This window comes from Campylobacter sp. IFREMER_LSEM_CL1890 (assembly GCF_025772045.1).
GTDB lineage: Bacteria > Campylobacterota > Campylobacteria > Campylobacterales > Campylobacteraceae > Campylobacter_D > Campylobacter_D lari_D.
In genome coordinates, this window is sequence record NZ_JAKMRK010000010.1 from 14,146 (window position 1) to 33,330 (window position 19,185).

Below are 19,185 nucleotides of genomic sequence, written 5' to 3' on the forward strand. Positions count from 1 at the left end.
AACCTTTATTTAAGTGTAAATATAGCATTATAACAATAAAAATTTAAAAAAGGTAAAAATATGCAAGAAATCACAACGCGTTTTGCTCCTTCTCCAACAGGATATTTGCACATAGGAGGGCTTAGAACAGCTTTATATAATTATCTTTATGCAAGAAAAAATAAGGGTAAATTTTTATTGCGTATTGAAGATACGGATTTAAAAAGAAATTCACAAGAAGCTACGCAAGCTATTATAGAAGCATTTAAATGGTGTGGGCTTGATTATGATGGGACGATTGAGTATCAATCCCAAAGATTTGATATTTATAAAAAATACATTCAAAAATTACTAGATGAGGGCAAGGCTTATTATTGTTATATGAGCAAAGAAGAGCTTGATGAGTTAAGAGCTAAGCAAGAAGTAGCTAAAGAGCGTCCAAAATATGATGGTAGATATAGAGATTTTAAAGGAACTCCCCCAAGTGGTATTGAGCCTGTGGTGCGTGTAAAAGCACCACAAAGTGGAGAGATTAAATTTATAGATGGCATTAAAGGCGAGGTTAGTTTTAAGGCTGAAGATATTTTAGATGATTTTGTAATTGCAAGAAGCGATGGTAGCCCAATTTATAATTTAACCGTTGTAATTGATGATGCACTAATGGGTGTGAGTGATGTTATAAGAGGAGATGATCATTTATCAAATACTCCAAAACAAATTGTCCTTTATGAAGCACTAGGCTTTAAAATACCTAAATTTTATCATGTAGCTATGATACATGGTGAAGATGGTAAGAAACTTTCTAAGCGTCATGGAGCAACTGATGTGATGGAATATAAAAATATGGGGATTTTACCTCAAGCCCTGCTTAATTTCTTAGTGCGTCTTGGTTGGAGTCATGGCGATGATGAAATTTTTTCTTTAGAAAGTATGCAAGAGCTTTTTGATCCAAATCATATTAACAAAAGTGCTTCTTGCTATAATTTTAAAAAATTAGAATGGCTTAATGCTCATTATATTAAAACTTTACCTTTTGAAGAAATCAATAGACAATTAAAAGATTTAGGATTTGATTTAAGTCAGTATAAAAAAGCAGGCTTTTTACTAGATATGTTAAGAGAGAGAGCTAAAACCTTACATGATATTATTAGTGGGGCTAAAGTGTTACTAAATGACCCAAAAGAATATGATCAAAAGGCTGTAGATAAATTTCTCAATGTTACAAATTTAACTTATTTGGAAAAATACGCTATGGTTTTAAATGAGCAAAAAAATGCTTGTGAATTTGAAGAATTAACTAATCAATTCTTAGAAGAAAATAATCTTAAGTTAAAAGACCTAGCTCAAGCTATACGCATCGCACTCACAGGAAACTCGGTTAGTCCTAGTATATTTGAAGTATTGGAATTTTTAGGAGTGCAAAAGGCTAAACTTAGGATAAAAAATTTACTAAATTATATGAAGGAAAAATAATGAATTTAAAAGAAGAGGCTTTAGAATATCACTTAGGTGGTAAAGTAGATATTGTTGCTAGAAAGCCTATGGATAGTGCACATGATTTATCTTTGGCGTATTCTCCTGGGGTTGCTGAACCTTGTATTGAGATAGCAAAAGATGAAACTTTAGCTTATAAATACACTAATAAAGCTAATTTAGTTGCTATAGTAAGCGATGGTAGTGCAGTTTTAGGGCTTGGCAATATAGGAGCGAGTGCAAGCAAACCTGTTATGGAAGGAAAAGCTTGTTTGTTTAAAAAATTTGCTAATGTTAATGCTTATGATTTAGAAATTAATGCTCATAGTATAGATGAAATTGTTACCTTTTGTAAAGCTATAGCACCTACTTTTGGAGGAATTAATTTAGAAGATATTTCAGCACCAAAATGTTTTGAAATAGAAGCCGCTTTGCAAGATCTTGGAATTCCTGTAATGCATGATGATCAACATGGAACTGCGATCATTTCTACAGCAGGATTAATGAATGCTATGGAAATTAGTGGTAAAAAATTTGAAGATATTAAAGTAGTGGTAAGTGGTGCAGGTGCAGCAGGTATTGCAAGTGCTAGAATGTATAGAAATTTAGGGGTTAAAAATATCGTTTTAGTAGATAGTAAAGGTGTGATTAATACTCAAAGAGATGATTTAAATAAATACAAACTAGAATTTGTAAGCGATACCAAAGATAGCACTTTAAGAGAAGCTTTAAAAGGTGCTGATGTATTTTTGGGTTTGAGTGCACCTAAGATTTTAGATGACGAGATGATTTTAAGTATGGCAAAAGATCCCGTGATTTTTGCATTAGCTAATCCTGTACCTGAAGTAATGCCAGAAGATGTTAAAAGAGTTAGGAACGATGCTATAGTTGGAACAGGTAGAAGTGATTATCCAAATCAAATTAATAATGTTTTAGGTTTTCCTTTTATCTTTAGAGGAGCTTTAGATGTAAAGGCAACTAAAATTACTGAAAATATGAAAATAGCAGCCGCAAAAGCTTTGGCTGATTTAGCTAAGCTTGAAGTAACTGATGAGGTAAAACAAGCTTATGGAGTAGAAGAGCTTAGTTTTGGTAGAGATTATGTGATACCAAAACCATTTGATAGCAGAGTAAAAGCTGTAGTTAGTGCTGCGGTAGCAAAAGCTGCGGTTGAAGATGGAGTAGCTTTGATAAATAATTTTGATTATCAGAGATATTTTGATAGTTTAAAATAATTTTTTATAAATTAAGTTTTATTTAAAATAATTTTTTATTATAAAACTTAATTTTATCTATTTTTTATTGTTTATATGAGTTATAAAAACATATTTTTTAAAAATCATTTAAAAAATATGTTTTAAATGTTACTTTTTTTCTTTTTAAATTATATAAATTTGATATTACTAGTGTTTTTAATAAAATTAATTTATATTTAAGATATTTTTTAATAGGATATTTTTACTTAATCATAGAAAGGTCGAGATGATTTTTGGTAAGATAGATTATCTTAATTTACTCCCTTTACATATCTATCTTAAAAAATCAGCTTTTCCTAGCTATGTTAAGCAAACTACAGAATACAAAAAAGGGGTTCCTAGTAAGCTAAATCGCCATTTGTATTTTAGACGCATTGATGCAGCGATTATCTCAAGTGTTGAAAGTCGTAGAAAAAAATACAAAACCTTAAATGTGGGGATTTGCGCAAGCAAAAAGGTAAAAAGCGTTTTAGTGAAAAAACAATCTGAAAGCAAAGAAGATGCAAGCTCTGCAACTTCTAATGCTCTTGCAAAAGTTTTAAAGCAAAAAGGGGAGGTTATCATCGGTGATAAGGCTTTAAAACTTTATTTGCAAAATCCAAAAGATTATATTGATTTATGCGAATTATGGTATGAAAAGACAAAACTACCTTTTGTTTTTGCTCGATTTTCTTGTATTAAAAATTTTTCTATTTATAAAAAAATGATGAAAAATTTCACAAAAAGTAAAATTTTCATTCCGCAATATATTTTGCTAGATTATTCTAAGTCAAGAAATCTTTCTCAAAAAGAAATTAGTGCATATTTAAAGCTAATTTACTACAAAATAGGAACAAAGGAGCAAAAGGCGCTAAAAAAATTTTTAGCCAATGCAAACAGCAAGATACTATAAAAAGGACAATTTATGAGTATAGCTAAACAATATATCAATGAAACCTTAGAAAAAATTCAAGCAACTTCCCCAAGACAACCTATCTTTTTTCAAGCAGCAACTGAGGTGTTAAATTCTTTAGAACCTTTACTTGAATCTAACAAAACTTATCAAGATCATGCTATATTAGAGCGTATTGTTATGCCTGAAAAAACGACTATTTTTAGAGTAGTATATATTGATGATGCAGGTAAAGCTCAAACGCATTTTGGTTATAGAGTACAGTTTAATTCTAGTTTAGGACCTTATAAAGGTGGGATCAGATTTCATCCTAGTGTAGATTTAGATGTTTTGAAATTTTTAGGTTTTGAACAAATTTTCAAAAATTCTCTAACAGGTTTAATGATAGGGGGAGCTAAAGGAGGAGCAAATTTTGACCCTAAAGGCAAAAGCGAAGCAGAAATTATGCGTTTTTGTCAAGCTTTTATGGCCGAGCTTTCAAAAATCATAGGTGCAAGCACTGATGTGCCAGCAGGCGATATAGGGGTTGGTGCTAGAGAAATTGGATATATGTTTGGAGCTTATAAGAAAATTAGCTCTAATTTTGATGGAACTTTAACGGGAAAGAAAATTCCATGGGGTGGAAGTTTAGTAAGAACAGAAGCAACAGGGTATGGCTGCGTGTATTTTACTCAAGAAATGCTAGCAAAATACAACAATGCATTAGAAGGAAAAGAGTGTGTAGTTTCAGGTAGTGGAAATGTGGCAATTTATACCATAGAAAAATTACATCAACTTGGTGCAAAAGCAATCACAATAAGCGATAGCGATGGATTTGTTTATGATAAAGATGGGATAGATTTAGATTTATTAAAAGAAATTAAAGAAGTAAAAAGAGCTAGAGTGAGTGATTATGCAGCGCTTAAAAAAGGTGCTGTTTTTACTCCAAAAAGCGCGTATAAACAAGGTTGTAATGGAGTATGGAGTATACCTTGTGATATAGCTTTTCCAAGTGCTACGCAAAATGAATTAAATTTAGAAGATATTAAAACCTTATATCACAATGGTTGTCGTATGGTAGCAGAGGGAGCTAATATGCCAAGCACACTTGAAGCGATCGATTTTATGTTAAATCAAAAAGACTTTTTATTTGCGCCAGCTAAGGCTGCTAATGCAGGTGGTGTAGCGACTTCTCAACTTGAAATGCAACAAAATGCAAGTATGTGTCAATGGAGCTTTGAGGAGGTTGATGCAAAATTACATAAGATTATGAAAAATATTTTTGAAAATTCATACGAGTGTGCAAAAGCTTATAATCATGAAGGAAATTTAGTAGTAGGTTCAAACATAGCAGGCTTTAAAAAAGTAGCTGATGCGATGATTGATCATGGTTATATTTAAAAAGATGGCTTAAATGCCATCTTTAGTGTATATAAAAAAAGCTTGTTATTTGATTAGCGATTTTTTCTTCTAAAGACTCTTTGGCTCTGTCTATATTACCAAGATAGGCAGTTCTTGCTAAAAGCGAGGTGCTTTGAGTAGAGTTTTTGGAGCTAATTTGTAAATTAACTTGCAAAAGATAGTAATTTTCTACTTCCATTTCAAAAACATCATCTATTTTATCAAAGTCATTATAAAAAAATCTCGCATTAGAAGCGCGTAATCTTTGTGCGTAAGAAAATTTCTTAAAATCTACTATATTGATATAAATTTTATAATCACTTTGAACATTATTTAAAACTAAGCCTAAATTTTGTAATTTTTGAGCGAGCTTGGCTTCTAAATTTGTGTTTAATTTTGAAGGATTATTGATGTGTAAAGAAAAACTTTGATTTTTATTAGCATGCAGGAAAATACCTTCATTATTTGTTTGGATAAAAGTTTGCATAGGGCCTGTGCAAGCACTTAAAAATAGTGCAAACACAAGCAAGAAAAAATTATTTTTGAGCATCGATTATAGTTGGCACAGCACGAAGACCAAGTTTAGAGTATTTTGCGAAAGTTTCTCTTACTGCTTTAACCTCAGCTTCACTAGGTTTTTTATAATCTTTTAAATTTTTATCATAATATTTTTTCATGATAGCGATTTTTTGTGCATCATCTTTAGCATTTTTACTTTTTTTGTAAATTAATGCAGATTTTTCAAAAGCACTAGTATCATGGATAGGGGTTAAGATAAATTTAACCTGATGAGTTTTTAGTGTTTCTTCTATTTTATCTAAATGCATTCTACAATATGGACATTCAGGATCGCTAAAAACATAAAGTAAAGGTTTGTTTTTATCGCCTAAAGAAATAAACATTTTTTCTTTTTTAAGTTCAACTAGAGCTTTTTTTGAAAATTCAGCTTGTTGTTTTTCCATGAGTTTTGCTTGATAAACTTGAGAGTAAAATTCACCTTTTTTTACATCAATTACTTCAGTTGTGATGATATTATCTTGAGTGAAAACGATTTCTTGGAAATTTTTACCACTAATTTCAAAATTAACTATCACAGCTTCAAAGTTAGTATCAGGAATTTTTTCTCTACTAGAAACACTAATGTTTGCATTTGATAAATTTGGATTTTTCTTAAAAAAATTAATAATTTCTTCATTGCTTGCAGCAAATAAAGAGCTAGCAAGGGTTAAGAGAGCTAAAGATTTTTTCATCATTTTCCTTTGTTTTAAAATTTTTGCACATTATAAAATGTAATCTTTAACACTTAGATTTTTAATATTCTTTTTTCCTCTATTTTTTTAACTTGAGGATAGTTTTTATCAAGATATTCTAAATAAGCTATGGCATATTTTCTTGAAATTTGAAAATGATTTTTAACAAAAGCTACATCTAAATGATGATTTTGCAAAAGTTTTAAAAACTCTTGCATGAGATTTTCAAGAGTATTTTTTTCTATAAAAAGATTATGTGCTAATCTTTTGACTTTATTTTCTTTGGTGAGTTTTTTTAAGATAAGATCCCCATTTTTCCTATCAAGCTCTAAATATTCATAAAGATTATAAGGTGCAGTAGGTTTTATACCTTCTTTTTTTAAAATTTCATAAAGCTCACAATGAGCCTTTTCTTGTAATTTTTCAAAATCTTGTCCTTTTAAAAACCATATGCCATCTTTAAAATCTAATTTTTCTTGCATTTGCTTGAGTGTATAAGCGCAAAAGCTCTCACTTGCCCAGCTAAGCCTTAAGGCGATAGAATGAGGCGAGATTAAAGCATAAGGATTTTTAGAGAAAATAAAATCAATAAATTCTTTCAAAGTTTGCATAGCATTTAAATCATATACATTTAAAGCTTGCTCATCGACAAAAACATGATTTAAGCTTTTTGCTAGGTTTAGGGCTTGCTCATGAGTGAGTTTAAAGCGTTGATAGCTTGAAAGTAATCCAAAGCCAAGTTTGTGAGTTTGTTTTAAAAACTTAAATACCTTTTTTAAATCTTTTTGTTCTAAAAGTGCTAAATACTTAGCTTTTATATCTTTTTTTAAAGGCTCACTTACCGCATTAAGAACCACACCACCGCTTTTAATACGCCCATTTTCAAGCAAGATGAATTTATCATCAAAACACAAAGGTAGGTTTTTATCAAACTCTAAGCTAATATAAGTTCTATCTTCAAATTCTTTGATTACACTAATTTTTGCATTAAGCTTTTTTGAGCCACTACAAAATTCTAAAATACTCCCGTGTTTAATCTCTGTATTAAAAACAACTCCATCGATACTTTTAAAACTTTTAAAAACACCTTTTTTACTTAATATATAGCCTTTTTTTAACTCATGATAATCACAATTTAAACTCAAAGCAACTCTATTATAAGCTTTTGCTTCTAAAACATTTTCTTCATGAATTTGTATGTTTTTTACAATGATATCTTTTTGATTTTCAAGGCAAAATATTTTTTCATTTTTGCTTATTTTTCCTTCATTTAAACTCCCTGTTACTACCGTTCCTATACCTTTTAGAGAAAAAACCCTATCAATGTAGTATCTAAAAATCAAATTTTCATCATTTTCTTTAGGCTTTAAACTAAGTAGATAGTTTTTTAAATTTAATATACTTTGCTCATCATAAATGCTAGTTGGAAAAACTTTTAAGATATTGATTTTAAAGGCTTTTAATTCTTTTAAAAGCTCTGCTTGCTTTTGTACTAAATCCTTGCATAAATCAACCTTACTCAAAATAAGCACTACATCTTTTACGCCTAAAAATTCCAAAACCCTTAAATGCTCTATACTTTGAGCCTTTAAACCCTCGTTTATATCTATGACAAACATACACACTCTAAAGCCAAAAGCACCACTTATCATAGTTTTAATTAAACTTTCATGCCCAGGCACATCGATAAAAGCAATATTTAAATTTTCACTTTTTAAATTTGAAAAACTAAGATTAATCGTAATGCCTTTTTCTTGCTCTTCTTTTAAATTATCACCTTCAAAACCATTTAAAGCTTTAATAAGCGAAGTTTTACCATGGTCAATATGCCCAGCAGTGCCTATGATGATACTATGCATGAAATACCTCTTTAATAATGCTTATTATTTTGTTTAAATCTTTTTCTAAAATACTTCTAAAATCTAGCACAAAATGCCCATTTTCAACACGGCCGATTACGCCTTTTTTTCTAAATTTTTCTTGTAAAAGCAAAGCTTTCTCATCAAAACTTAACACAAAAGTATCTAAGCTTTTATCAGGCATAGAGCCACCACCTACTAAACTTTTAGAAGCTTTTAACTCACATTTTATAGGAATTTTTTCTTTGACAAAGAGAGCCTTTTTTTCTACGGTTTTTAAATCATCATTTAAAAGTTTTAGTGTAGGGATTTTTTCATATTCTTTTTCTAAGTATGCTTTAGCAGTTTCATTTAAAAAAGCTAGAGTGATTTTATCAACCCTTAGCATTCTTAGAAGTTGATTTTTCTTTAATTGTTGAATGTATTTTTTCTTTCCAAGTATAATGCCTGCTTGAGTAGAGCCAAAAAGCTTATCGCCACTAAAACTTAAAATATCACAATGTTTTAAAAGCTCTTTTACACTTGGCTCATTTTTACTAAGTTGTTTATTAATCTTTTCACACCATCCAGCGCCCAAATCATAATAAGATATGAGTTTTTTCTTTTTTGCTAAAGCATGAATTTCACTTAAGCTTACTTCTTCGAAAAATCCTTTAAAAGCAAAATTAGAACGATGAGTTTTTAAAATCATCTTAGTATTTTCATTGATAGCTTTTTCATAATCATATAAATGAGTTTTATTAGTCGTGCCTATTTCTTTTAGTTTAACTCCAGCTGCTAGCATAACTTCAGGAATTCTAAAATTTCCCCCAATCTCAACTAGCTCACTTCTTGAAGTAATAACTTCCTCATTTTTTGCTAAGGTATTTAAGATTAAAAATACAGCTGAAGCGTTATTATTAACAATCAAGCAATCTTCACAATCAAATAATATTTTTAAATTTGCACTAAGTGCGTTATACCTTGAGCCTCTTTTACCACTTTGCATGTTAAACTCTAAATTTGAATAAGAACAGATGATTTCTTTAGTTCTTTCAAAAATACTCTCATCAATAATGCTACGACCAAGATTAGTATGTATGATAACTCCACTAGCATTGATCAAACTTTGACTTTGCATGTTTAAAAACTCATCAATACTTTGGGCAATTTTACTTAGCAAATCTTGCAAGCTAAAATTTAAATTTTCATTTTTACTCAGTTCTTTTTTACAATTTGAAACAACTATTTTTGCAAAATGAGATCTTAAATACAAAGGGTAGTTAGCCAAGTTTTCATCGTTTATGAGTGTGTTTATGGGTGGAAAATTTCTAAATTTGTTCATCTTAAACCTTAAGAATAAATTAGTAAAATTATAACTTTTTTATAATGAAATTTATATAATTAAGATTAAAAAAATTAAAAGAGAGTGTTATGAAAGATTTTGTATTTTTAGAAAATGAAGATTTAATTCCTTTAAGTGATGATATTAGCATAGTTCAAAAAGCCTGTAATGAAGAAGTTTTTATAGGAAATTCAAAGCTTTTAAATCCTGAAGTTTATGCACCTGAGATTAATTTTTACCTTAAAAACTCACAAGATGATGTGCTTAAAAAAGCCAAAACTATTGAGTCCTTATATAAGATTAGATCTAAAGTTTATGATTTAGGGCTTGATTTAGAATATACCAAAGAAGTGGGTAAAAATGTAATTATTGTAAGCAATGAGGATCAAAATGAGCTTATTGAAAGCTTAAAAAAACAAGAATACAAGGTTTTAAAACTAAGTAATGAGCAATGTTTGGGTGTTTTGGGTTGTGTAGGTGAGCTTTGCGTGATAGCTTTAAAAGATAATGAGCAAGTAGAGATTGATTGTGATTTTTTCTTATATGATGTAAAAAAAGAAAGTTTTGATCAACAAAGTGGTTGCTATGATTTAACTACTTTAAGTCAAGAAGAACTTATAAAACTTTTAAATTCTAATTCTCCAAAATATAAATTTAGAAATTATATTAGTTATGATGATAGCATTTGTCAATACCATGAAAGAAGAAGTATTCATTGTGGAAAATGTGCTGAAATTTGTCCTAGTGTGGCTATTTTAAAAGATGATGAGCAAAGAAAATTAGAATTTTCTCATGTGGATTGTTTAAGCTGTGGTGATTGTGTGGGGATTTGTCCTAGTGGAGCGCTTGATTATGCACCTATGCCACGCAATAGCTTTTATGAAATTTTAAAATTTTATGAAGATAAAATCATTTTAATAATCCCTGAGAAAATGTCTATAGAAAATTTAAATATCACTTTAAAAGAAGATGTAATGCCTTTTATGATTAAAGGCGAAAACTATCTTGATCAAGCACATTTTTTAGCTATGCTTCAAACAAGTGGTGCGAGTGTGATTTTTTATAGTGATGGCTTATCGCAAGGTGCTTTAGAAGTGATAGCTTTGATGAATGAAATTTTTCAAAGAAAATTTAAACAAAATGCAATTTTTCTAGCTAAAGATGAAAAAGAACTTTTAGAGGCTATAAATCAAGCTCATTTTATAGAAAATCTCAAATTTATTTCTTATAATCCTGCGCTTTTAAAAAGAGAAGATTTTGCTATAAGATTAAGAGAGCTTATAAAGGAAGAAAATTTAGGCAATATCCCAAGCAAAGAATGGATACGCTATGGAAAAATCACCATTAATGCAGACACCTGTACTTTATGTCTTTCTTGTGTGGGAGCTTGTAATGTAGGAGCTTTAGTGGCTGATACTAAAGATAATTCTTTGAAATTTAACGCAAGTTTATGTACTACCTGTGGGTATTGTGAGGCAAGTTGTGCTGAAAAAGATACTTTAATGCTTCAAAGAAGTGGGATAGATTTGGAAAAAGAGTATTTTTCTTTTATGGTTTTAGCTCAAGATGAACTTTTTGCTTGTGTAGAGTGTGGAAAAGAATTCGCTACTAAAAAGGCCATTGAAAAAATCGCTAGCATTATGAAGCCAAGATTTATGGGTGATGAAGCTAAGATAAAAACACTATATTGCTGTGCTGAATGTAAAGCAAAAGTAATGATACAAAGTATGAATGTGCTTTAAGCCAAAAGGCTTAAGCACTAAGTTTTAGCTTGTATTAAAAATTTTATATAATTTTTTAATATACAAGTTAATTTAAATTATAGTTTTTATACTTTGCTTAAATTTAGCGCAAAAGCTTTTTGGCTCAAAAGCACTTCATCGTTTTCTTTAAAATCTTTAGCTTCTAAAGGACTTAGTGTTACTTGGCTGATTTGATTACCTATGGCAAGTATGGCTATAAATATGCTATCTTGTTTTTGTAGTTTTAAAATGCGTGCTTTTATGGCAAATTTTTGCGAGCCTTGTGTCTTTAAAAAAACTTCATTAGGCGAGCCTTCTTTGATGATGGCTCCATTTTCTAAAATGATGACTTTATTAGCTAGTTTATAAACTTCACTTACATCATGGCTGATTAAAATAGTAGTGATTTTATAAGTTTTATGTATATTTAAAAGATAATCATGCAAGTGTAGTTTTATCTCATTATCTAAGGCGCTAAATGGCTCATCTAAAAGTAAAAGTTTGGGTTTTTGCATAATGGCTCTTGCTAAAGCTACGCGTTGTTTTTGTCCCCCGCTTAGTTCTAAAATATGACTTTTTTTGTGTTTGCTTAAATCTAAAAGTTCTAAAAGTTCATTAGCAAATTTTAGATCTTTTTTGGCAAAAAGTAAGTTTTGCTCTACATTCATATTTTCAAATAAAGCATAATCTTGAAAAACAAAGCCAAGTTTTCTTTTTTGTGGGCTTAGAAAGTTTTTATCATCAAAAAATATCGTATTATTAAAAGTGCAAATTCCTTGTGCTTTTTCAAAACCTGCTAAAATTCTCAAAAGCGTAGTTTTGCCACTACCACTTTTTCCAAAAATAGCACAAAATTCTCCTTCTTTAACTTCAAATTTAACCTTAAGTTTAAATTCTTTTTCTTTATTTTTAAAGATTTTTTCAAAGTCAAGTTTTAGCATAAATACTCTTTGATAAATAAAGCACTAGGATGTACATAAGCAAATACAAAATCATTTTTTTGATAATTTTGCTCTAAAAACTCATGGGTGCTAATTTGAGCTTCGAAAGTGCAAATTTCATTTTCTAATCTTACGATAGTGATGATTTGTCCTTGAAAAATATCAATGATTTTTGCATAAAAGGTATTTAAAAATGAATTTTCTAAATTTTTTTTACTAAGCAAGCACTCGCTACTTTTAAAAGCTAGTAAAACTTCTTGATCAATGCTTGCTTTTTCATCAAGTTCTAAAGCAAGCATAAATAATTTATGTTTATTTATAAGAAATTCTACCCAGTTTATATTTTCATGATTTTTTATAATATTTATTTTAGCTTTAATCATGGGATATTATAGCCATAAGCTTTGAAAATTTCCTTAGCCTTTTTGCTTAAAATAAAATCATAAAATTTCTTAGCTTTAGCATTATCTTTACCATAAGAAGTGATAACAATGCCTTGATTGATTGGTTCATAAAGCTTTGGATCAATTAAAATATAATTTTTTCCTTCTTGGAGTTTATAAGATTTTAGCGTATCTTCATATAAAGCACTTGCTGCTATAAAACCCACATCGGCTGCTTTTAATGTTTGAGTAAGTGCTTCTCCTATAGATTTTGCCTCGATGATTTTAGCTTTTGTTTGCTCATAAATTTTAGCATTTTGTAAAGTTTCTATGCTAGCTTGACCATAAGGAGCAGCTTTGGGATTAGCTATGGTGATGATTTTTACTTTTTCTTCTTTAAGTGTGTCTAATCCTTTGCTTAAATCCATTCTAACACTGAGTAAAGCTAAAGCTCCTTGAGCATAAATAACAGGTTTTGTGCTAGTAAAATTATCATCATACAAGCTTTGTGCAAATTTCATATTTGCAGCCATAAATATATCAAATGGCGCACCATTTTTAATTTGTGAGACTAAATTTCCACTAGCGCCTAAGCTTACATTGATACTAATATCAGGGTTTTCTTTTTGAAATTCTTTTTGCAAGGCTTTAAAAGCGTAAGCTACATTTGCAGCTGCAGCGATATTTACATCAGCACTATAGCCAAAAATACACAAAAAAAGTAGGGTGAAAATTTTTTTCATTTTTTATCCTTTTAGTAGTAAATTTTGAAAAAATTATAGCTTATTTTTAAAAGCAAAAATAAATTTGTGTTTTTTGCATATTTTCTAAGACTTATTTCATAAGCAAATAAAAATTACTAATTTTTTTTAAAGAATATTTTTAATGTAAAAATTTATTTTAATTTTTGTATAATATAAGATTTCAATTTATGAAATTTTAAAAGGAAAAAGCTTGTTAAAATACATACTAACTTTGTGTTTATTTTTTAACACTTTGATTTTAGCAAATGACTTTGAAGATTTTGAACAAGAATATCAAAAAAAAGAAGTCAAAGATAGCTTTTATACCTATAATAAAGCTATGAGTAAATTTAATTATGATCTTTATACTTATTTTTTAAGACCGGTTGTGCTTTCTTATAAAAGCATTACTCCAAGCTTTATAAGAACAGGTGTAAAAAATGCTTTTGATACCACAAGATCACCTTTTAGATTTATTAATCATCTTTTAAGTTTAGAATTTAGAAAAGCTGGTGAGGAATTTGGAAGATTTTGTGTGAATGTGATTTTTGGATTTGGTTTGTTAGATAGTGCGAGTAAAACTCCTTTAAAAAGTTATGAAGCTGATTTTGGAACGACTTTGGGTAAATGGGGAGTAGGTAGTGGACCACACTTAGTGCTTCCACTTTTAGGTCCTTATAATGTAAGAGATGCTTTAGCTTTGCCTGTAAATTGGTTTATGGTGCCTGAGGGGTATATTGAGAATTTTTGGGTTGGTGTGGGTGTAAATGCTGTATTAAAACTCAATGAATTAAGTTTTGAGTATGAAAAAATAGATGATATTTACCAAAATAGTGTAGATTATTACATTTTTATACGCGATGCGTATGAACAAAGACGCCAAGAACTCATCAAATAAGGAGATAAAATGAAAAAAATCATAGCTTTATTTTTTAGCGTAGTATTTGCTTTTGCTTTAAATTTGCAAGATATTTCTAAAACCATGCAAGAAAAAATTGATGAGAGCTTAAAAATTCTAGATCAAAATAAAAACGATAAAGCTAAAGCAGCGGAAAAAATCTTTGCTTTATTTGATGGTGTTTTTGATTATGAACTTATGGCTAAACTTAGTCTTTCTACAAGATATGAAAAATTAAGTGAAAATGAAAAAAATGAATTTAACAAAGCTTTTGAAAAAAACCTTAAAAAAAGTTTCACAGATAAGCTTGCTTTGTATGATTCTCAAAAATTAAAAGTGATTAATTTAGAAGAAAAAAATAAAAGAGCCTTTTTAAAAACTTCTATGATAGTAGATGGTAAAGAAAATTTTGTAATCTTTAAATTTTATGATAAAAATAATGACTGGCAAATTTATGATGTGGATATTTTTGGTATAAGTATTATACAAACTTATCGCTCACAATTTAAAGATGTCTTACAAAATGGTGATTTTAAAACCTTGCTTGAAAAGCTTTCTAGTGTTGATTTTTCTAAATAATGCTAAGTAAAATTTTAAAAATCTTTCTTAATTTCCCAAAGCTAACTTTGGGGATTACTTTAATCTTTTGTATATTTTTTAGTTTTTTTGCTAAAAATTTAAGTGTTGATGCAAGTGCTGAAAGCTTGCTTTTAGAGCATGATGAGGGTTTGAAACTATATAGAGAAGTTTCAGCGCGTTACGGCAATGATAATTTTTTAATGCTTGCTTTTGCTCCTAAAAATAAAGATATTTTTGCTAAAGAAAATTTAGAAACTATCAAAAACTTAACCCTTGATTTAGAAAAAATCAATGGAGTGCAAAAGGTATTTTCTATCACTAATGCGCCTTTACTTGCAAGTTCTAAAGGTAAAGAATTAAAAGAGCTTATCCAAAATATACCTAATATTTTTAGTCAAGATGTGGATATTAATCTAGCTAAAAAAGAAATTTTAAATCAACCCTTTTATAAAAATAATATCATCTCAAAAGATGGAAAAACAACAGGAATTTTGATTTATCTAGCACCTGATCTTGTTTATAATGACTTGATTAATTCAAGGGATAATGCGCAAAATGAAAATGAAAAAGAGTATTTTAGAGCCTTGATTAAAAAACACCAAGAAAACTCAAGAGAATTTAGTGCAAAAAGATTAGAAGAAATTACTAAAATAGTATCTAAATATAGTCAAAATGGAGACTTTTTACACCTTGGCGGTGTAGAAATGATCGCTAATGATATGATTAATTATGTAAAAAGTGATTTAAAAATTTATGGTCTTAGTTTAATAGGGCTTTTATTTATAGCGCTTTGGTGGTTTTTTGGCTCTTTGCGCTTGGTGTTTTTGGCTTTGGGAATTTGTGTGGTTTCGCTTTTTACTTCAAGCGGGATTTTCGCGCTTTTGGGTTTTGATATTACTGTGGTGTCTTCAAACTATGTAGCTTTGGTACTCATTATCACTGTTTCTGTTGTGATACACTTAATCGTGCATTTTATAGAAAATTTACACAAACACCCAAAAGCTAGCGTTTATAAGCTTTTGCTCTCAACCTTACTTGATAAAGCAAGTCCTAGTTTTTTTGCTATTTTAACCACGGTTGTTGGGTTTTTAAGTTTTGTTTTTTCAGATATTGAGCCTATTATCAAACTCGGTATTATGATGAGCCTTGGCATCAGTGTGAGTTTGATTTTAGCTTATATTTATTTTGCAAGTATTTTGGTATTAATGCCGCGTTTAAATTTTAAAGAGCTTAATCAAAATTCGTTGAAATTTTTAAGTTTTTGTGCAAATGTAAGTTTACAACATAGAAAATTTATCTATGGTATAAGTTTATTTTGTGTGGCTTTTGCTTTGTATGGAATTTTGCAAATTAAAGTAGAAAATAGTTTTGTGAGTTATTTTAAAGATAGTTCTAGGATTAAACAAGGTTTGTTGATTATAGATAAAGAGCTAGGTGGAACTATGCCTTTAGATGTGATTGTCAAATTTAAGCAAAATCCAAAACAAAATGAAAGCTTAGATGAGTTTGAACAAGAATTTGATGATTTAGCCAAAGATGATAGGTATTTTTTTAGTAGTGAAAAAACAAGAATAGCTGCTAAGGTTCATGAGTTTTTAAGTAAGCAAAAATATGTAGGCTCTGTGCTTAGCTTGCAAAGTTTGCTAGAGCTTGGAAAAAGCATTAATGATGGTAAGACTTTAGATGATTTTGCTCTAGCGTTTTTATATGAAAATTTAGATGAGAATTTTAAAAAGCAAGTTTTAACCCCTTTTGTTAGTGTAGAAAATAATGAGTTGCGATTTAGCGTGCGTATGCTAGATAGTGATCCAAATTTAAGACGCGATGCTTTTTTAAAACAGCTTGAAAAAGACTTAAATGAGCTTTTGCAAAATGATAATGTAGAGATTAAAATCAGTGGTATTATGCCTTTGTATAATAATATGCTTCAAAGTCTTTTTTCATCACAATTTGACACTTTAGCCTTTGTGGTACTTGTGATTTTTGCTTTGTTTGTGGTGATTTTTAGAAGTTTTGTTTATGCTTTTGTGGCAATTTTGGCCAATCTCATACCTTTAGCTTTGGTGTTTGGCTTAATGGGTGTTTTAAATATACCACTTGATATTATGAGTATTACCATAGCTGCTATTTGTATAGGAATAGGAGTTGATGATATGATTCATTATATTCATCGTTTTAAAGAAGAATTAAAACATAAAAGCTTAGAAGAGGCTATAAAAGCTTCACATATAGGTATAGGAAGTGCGATTTATTATACTAGTGTTACGATTATTCTAGGTTTTTTAGTGATGATTAGCAGTAATTTTATCCCGACGATTTATTTTGGTTTACTTACGGTTTTGGCTATGAGTTTGCTTTTATTTGGTTCGCTTTTTTTATTACCAAGTTTTATTTTAACTTATCATTATTTTAAAACAAAATTAAAATAAAGTAAAATCCAAATCACATAAACACCAAAAGCAATAAGCATATATTTTATAAATTGTTTCATTAATACTCCATTTTTTCTAATGCTCTTAAGATATAAGTAGCAAACATTAGCGCTTGTGAGCGGTGTGAAATTTTTAATTTTACTTGCTCATCTAATTCACCTAAGGTTTTATCAAAACCTTTTGGGATAAATAAAGGATCATATCCAAAGCCATTATTACCTCTTGGAGTATCAATAGTAAGGCCATGCATATATCCATGCGTGCTAAAATGTCCATATTTTGAGCTTATGGCTATGGCTGCAGTGTAAAAAGCTTTGCTTTGATGTAGATTTTTTTCATGTAAAGCTTGGATGAGCTTGTTTCTATTGGCCTCATCAGTGCCTTCTTGAGAGTATCTTGCAGAAAAAATCCCTGGTGCATTGTCTAAAGCCTCTACGCTTATGCCACTATCATCACTTAAGGTGATAAATTCATTTTGTTTTTTGCCTAAAGCATTAAAAATAGCTTTAGATTTTATCAAAGCATTTTCTTTAAAACTTATGCCATCTTCGATGATTTCAAAAGGAGTGATGATTTCATTTAAGGCATAAATTTCATAAGAAGTTAAAATTTTTTTGATTTCTTCTACTTTGTGTGCATTAGAAGTTGCTAGAATGATTTTTAATTTTTTCTTCATAAATTACTCTTTTTGTTTTGACTTTAAAAAAAGTTTATCAAAATCATAGTAAAATTATCCTTTATAAGGAGAAAAGATGTTAAAAACTGTTTTACCTTTGTCTTTTATTGTAGGAACTAGATTTTTTGGATTGTTTATAGTTTTGCCAGTTTTAAGTTTATATGCTTTAAATTTAAAAGGAGCCAATGAGTTTTTAGTAGGGCTTTTAGTAGGTGTGTATGCTCTAACTCAAATGGCATTGCAAGTTCCTTTTGGTATGATTTCAGATAAAATAGGGCGTAAAAAAACTATGATAATAGGACTTGTGGTGTTTATCATAGGTTCTTTGGTGTGTTCATATGCTGATGATATTTATACGATGATGTTTGGAAGGCTTTTACAAGGTGCAGGAGCCATAGGAGCAGTAGCTACTGCTATGATAAGTGATTTTATCAATGAAGAAAATCGTGGCAAGGCTATGGCTATCATGGGTTCATTTATAGGACTTTCTTTTGCAGCTTCTTTAGTGCTTTCTCCTTTAATGAGTGCTAAATTTGGACTTTCTAGTTTGTTTGATTTAAGTGCCATTTTAAGTCTAATTTGTATCGTGCTTTTATTTAGCGTTGTGCCAAAAGAACACACAATAGTGCATGAAAATACTAAAACTCCATTAAAAAAACTTCTAAAAGAAAAAAACTTAGCTTTGATGAATCTTACTAATTGTATGCAAAAAATGCTTATGAGTATTGCGTTTTTAAGTATTCCTTTGGTTTTGGTACATGAGTTTAATTATCCAAGTGAGAATTTATGGCATGTTTATGTTAGCTCTATGGTGTTTGGGTTTTTAGCTATGGGTTTATCAGGATCTTTGGGAGAAAAAAGAGGCTTAAGTAAAGAGATATTGCTTTTAGGTGTGGCGTTTTTTATCATTGCTTATATTATATTTGCTTTTTCGCATAATGCTTTAGTGTTTATGGTGGGTGTTGTAGTGTTTTTTATAGGATTTAATCTACATGAGCCTATTATGCAAAGCTGTGCGAGTAAATTTGCTAAGGTAAATGAAAAAGGTGCAGCTTTGGGTGTGTTTAATGCTTTTGGCTATTTTGGAAGCTTTTTAGGTGGTGTCGTTGGAGGGTATTTTTTACATCATTTTAGTTTAGTTGCTCTTGCTTTTATTTTGATAGCTTTGTCTGTAATTTGGTTTGTATTGCTTTTGTTTTTACAAAGTCCAGCAGATTTTAAAAATGTCTATTTATCTTTAGAAACAAAACATGATTTAAATATGATTAAAGGCATAAATGGAGTTTTAGATGTGTATAAAAACTCTAAATTTTTAGTGATTAAATACAATAAAAAACTTACAAGCGAAGAAGAAATTTTAGCGATTATTGAAAAATAA

At 29.4% G+C, this 19,185-nt stretch carries 17 protein-coding genes; 9 read left to right on the forward strand and 8 right to left on the reverse strand.

Annotated features, from left to right (window positions below):
• Window positions 1–60: 60 nt before the first annotated feature.
• From gltX to gdhA, 4 genes are all read left to right on the forward strand, one after another.
• The gene (gltX, locus tag L8W57_RS06030; protein WP_263662208.1) at window positions 61–1,452 is read left to right on the forward strand and encodes a glutamate--tRNA ligase; all 1,392 of its coding nucleotides are present in this window, start codon (window positions 61–63) and stop codon (window positions 1,450–1,452) included.
• Entirely contained in the window at window positions 1,452–2,687 is a 1,236-nt protein-coding gene (locus L8W57_RS06035) for a malic enzyme-like NAD(P)-binding protein (protein WP_133319773.1), read from the forward strand. The genes gltX and L8W57_RS06035 overlap by 1 nt, the downstream gene beginning before the upstream one ends.
• A gap of 247 nt (window positions 2,688–2,934) precedes the next feature.
• A complete protein-coding gene (locus tag L8W57_RS06040; RefSeq protein ID WP_133319772.1) occupies window positions 2,935–3,600 on the forward strand; it encodes an MqnA/MqnD/SBP family protein in 666 nt (221 codons plus the stop codon).
• Between the two features lie 12 nt (window positions 3,601–3,612).
• A complete protein-coding gene (gene gdhA, locus L8W57_RS06045) occupies window positions 3,613–4,980 on the forward strand; it encodes an NADP-specific glutamate dehydrogenase (protein ID WP_133319771.1) in 1,368 nt (455 codons plus the stop codon).
• Window positions 4,981–5,002: 22 nt separating this feature from the next.
• Here the strand turns inward: gdhA and L8W57_RS06050 are convergent, their stop codons facing one another.
• The 4 genes from L8W57_RS06050 to selA are packed head-to-tail and all read right to left on the reverse strand — an operon-like array spanning window position 5,003 to window position 9,413.
• A complete protein-coding gene (locus L8W57_RS06050; RefSeq protein ID WP_133319770.1) occupies window positions 5,003–5,530 on the reverse strand; it encodes a hypothetical protein in 528 nt (175 codons plus the stop codon).
• Window positions 5,517–6,230, reverse strand: a complete 714-nt coding sequence (locus L8W57_RS06055; protein WP_133319769.1) for a thioredoxin fold domain-containing protein — start codon at window positions 6,228–6,230, stop codon at window positions 5,517–5,519. Before L8W57_RS06055 ends, L8W57_RS06050 begins: the two co-directional genes overlap by 14 nt.
• A gap of 53 nt (window positions 6,231–6,283) precedes the next feature.
• Window positions 6,284–8,089 carry a selenocysteine-specific translation elongation factor gene (selB, locus tag L8W57_RS06060; RefSeq protein ID WP_263662209.1) on the reverse strand — a complete coding sequence of 602 codons (1,806 nt, stop codon included), beginning with the start codon at window positions 8,087–8,089 and terminating at the stop codon, window positions 6,284–6,286.
• Complete coding sequence (gene selA / locus L8W57_RS06065; RefSeq protein ID WP_133319767.1) at window positions 8,082–9,413, reverse strand: L-seryl-tRNA(Sec) selenium transferase; 1,332 nt, start codon at window positions 9,411–9,413, stop codon at window positions 8,082–8,084. Before selA ends, selB begins: the two co-directional genes overlap by 8 nt.
• Window positions 9,414–9,502: 89 nt before the next feature.
• Between selA and L8W57_RS06070 the strand changes: the two genes are divergently transcribed.
• Window positions 9,503–11,155, forward strand: coding sequence for a 4Fe-4S dicluster domain-containing protein (locus tag L8W57_RS06070; RefSeq protein ID WP_133319766.1), 1,653 nt, complete (start codon window positions 9,503–9,505; stop codon window positions 11,153–11,155).
• Between the two features lie 86 nt (window positions 11,156–11,241).
• Here the strand turns inward: L8W57_RS06070 and L8W57_RS06075 are convergent, their stop codons facing one another.
• The 3 genes from L8W57_RS06075 to modA are packed head-to-tail and all read right to left on the reverse strand — an operon-like array spanning window position 11,242 to window position 13,222.
• Entirely contained in the window at window positions 11,242–12,096 is an 855-nt protein-coding gene (locus L8W57_RS06075) for an ABC transporter ATP-binding protein (RefSeq protein ID WP_263662210.1), read from the reverse strand.
• A complete protein-coding gene (locus L8W57_RS06080; protein WP_263662211.1) occupies window positions 12,090–12,479 on the reverse strand; it encodes a hypothetical protein in 390 nt (129 codons plus the stop codon). The genes L8W57_RS06075 and L8W57_RS06080 overlap by 7 nt, the downstream gene beginning before the upstream one ends.
• Window positions 12,476–13,222 (reverse strand): molybdate ABC transporter substrate-binding protein, encoded by a 747-nt coding sequence (gene modA, locus L8W57_RS06085; RefSeq protein ID WP_263662212.1) that lies wholly within the window; start codon window positions 13,220–13,222, stop codon window positions 12,476–12,478. Before modA ends, L8W57_RS06080 begins: the two co-directional genes overlap by 4 nt.
• Before the next feature lie 211 nt (window positions 13,223–13,433).
• Between modA and L8W57_RS06090 the strand changes: the two genes are divergently transcribed.
• From L8W57_RS06090 to L8W57_RS06100, 3 genes are read left to right on the forward strand one after another with little or no spacing between them, the layout of a single operon-like run.
• The gene (locus L8W57_RS06090) at window positions 13,434–14,120 is read left to right on the forward strand and encodes a VacJ family lipoprotein (RefSeq protein WP_263662213.1); all 687 of its coding nucleotides are present in this window, start codon (window positions 13,434–13,436) and stop codon (window positions 14,118–14,120) included.
• Window positions 14,121–14,129: 9 nt separating this feature from the next.
• The gene (locus L8W57_RS06095; protein ID WP_258108135.1) at window positions 14,130–14,699 is read left to right on the forward strand and encodes an ABC transporter substrate-binding protein; all 570 of its coding nucleotides are present in this window, start codon (window positions 14,130–14,132) and stop codon (window positions 14,697–14,699) included.
• Window positions 14,699–17,128, forward strand: a complete 2,430-nt coding sequence (locus L8W57_RS06100) for an efflux RND transporter permease subunit (RefSeq protein WP_263662214.1) — start codon at window positions 14,699–14,701, stop codon at window positions 17,126–17,128. The genes L8W57_RS06095 and L8W57_RS06100 overlap by 1 nt, the downstream gene beginning before the upstream one ends.
• 61 nt (window positions 17,129–17,189) lie before the next feature.
• On the opposite strand, the gene rdgB is transcribed toward L8W57_RS06100, so the two are convergent.
• Window positions 17,190–17,807: an RdgB/HAM1 family non-canonical purine NTP pyrophosphatase gene (rdgB, locus tag L8W57_RS06105; RefSeq protein WP_133319759.1), complete on the reverse strand. Its 618-nt coding sequence runs from the start codon at window positions 17,805–17,807 to the stop codon at window positions 17,190–17,192.
• A gap of 76 nt (window positions 17,808–17,883) precedes the next feature.
• On the opposite strand from rdgB, the gene L8W57_RS06110 reads away from it, so the two are divergent.
• Window positions 17,884–19,185 (forward strand): MFS transporter, encoded by a 1,302-nt coding sequence (locus tag L8W57_RS06110; RefSeq protein ID WP_263662215.1) that lies wholly within the window; start codon window positions 17,884–17,886, stop codon window positions 19,183–19,185.

Excerpts from the sequence above, each read along its gene's own strand:
- L8W57_RS06110 (WP_263662215.1), top strand. The coding sequence starts at position 17,884 with ATGTTAAAAACTGTTTTACCTTTGTCTTTTATTGTAGGAACTAGATTT.
- L8W57_RS06095 (WP_258108135.1), top strand. The coding sequence starts at position 14,130 with ATGAAAAAAATCATAGCTTTATTTTTTAGCGTAGTATTTGCTTTTGCT.
- selB (WP_263662209.1), bottom strand. The coding sequence starts at position 8,089 with ATGCATAGTATCATCATAGGCACTGCTGGGCATATTGACCATGGTAAA.
- rdgB (WP_133319759.1), bottom strand. The coding sequence starts at position 17,807 with ATGAAGAAAAAATTAAAAATCATTCTAGCAACTTCTAATGCACACAAA.
- selA (WP_133319767.1), bottom strand. The coding sequence starts at position 9,413 with ATGAACAAATTTAGAAATTTTCCACCCATAAACACACTCATAAACGAT.
- gltX (WP_263662208.1), top strand. The coding sequence starts at position 61 with ATGCAAGAAATCACAACGCGTTTTGCTCCTTCTCCAACAGGATATTTG.
- modA (WP_263662212.1), bottom strand. The coding sequence starts at position 13,222 with ATGAAAAAAATTTTCACCCTACTTTTTTTGTGTATTTTTGGCTATAGT.
- L8W57_RS06035 (WP_133319773.1), top strand. The coding sequence starts at position 1,452 with ATGAATTTAAAAGAAGAGGCTTTAGAATATCACTTAGGTGGTAAAGTA.
- L8W57_RS06100 (WP_263662214.1), top strand. The coding sequence starts at position 14,699 with ATGCTAAGTAAAATTTTAAAAATCTTTCTTAATTTCCCAAAGCTAACT.
- L8W57_RS06070 (WP_133319766.1), top strand. The coding sequence starts at position 9,503 with ATGAAAGATTTTGTATTTTTAGAAAATGAAGATTTAATTCCTTTAAGT.
- L8W57_RS06075 (WP_263662210.1), bottom strand. The coding sequence starts at position 12,096 with ATGCTAAAACTTGACTTTGAAAAAATCTTTAAAAATAAAGAAAAAGAA.
- L8W57_RS06055 (WP_133319769.1), bottom strand. The coding sequence starts at position 6,230 with ATGAAAAAATCTTTAGCTCTCTTAACCCTTGCTAGCTCTTTATTTGCT.
- L8W57_RS06080 (WP_263662211.1), bottom strand. The coding sequence starts at position 12,479 with ATGATTAAAGCTAAAATAAATATTATAAAAAATCATGAAAATATAAAC.
- gdhA (WP_133319771.1), top strand. The coding sequence starts at position 3,613 with ATGAGTATAGCTAAACAATATATCAATGAAACCTTAGAAAAAATTCAA.
- L8W57_RS06050 (WP_133319770.1), bottom strand. The coding sequence starts at position 5,530 with ATGCTCAAAAATAATTTTTTCTTGCTTGTGTTTGCACTATTTTTAAGT.
- L8W57_RS06040 (WP_133319772.1), top strand. The coding sequence starts at position 2,935 with ATGATTTTTGGTAAGATAGATTATCTTAATTTACTCCCTTTACATATC.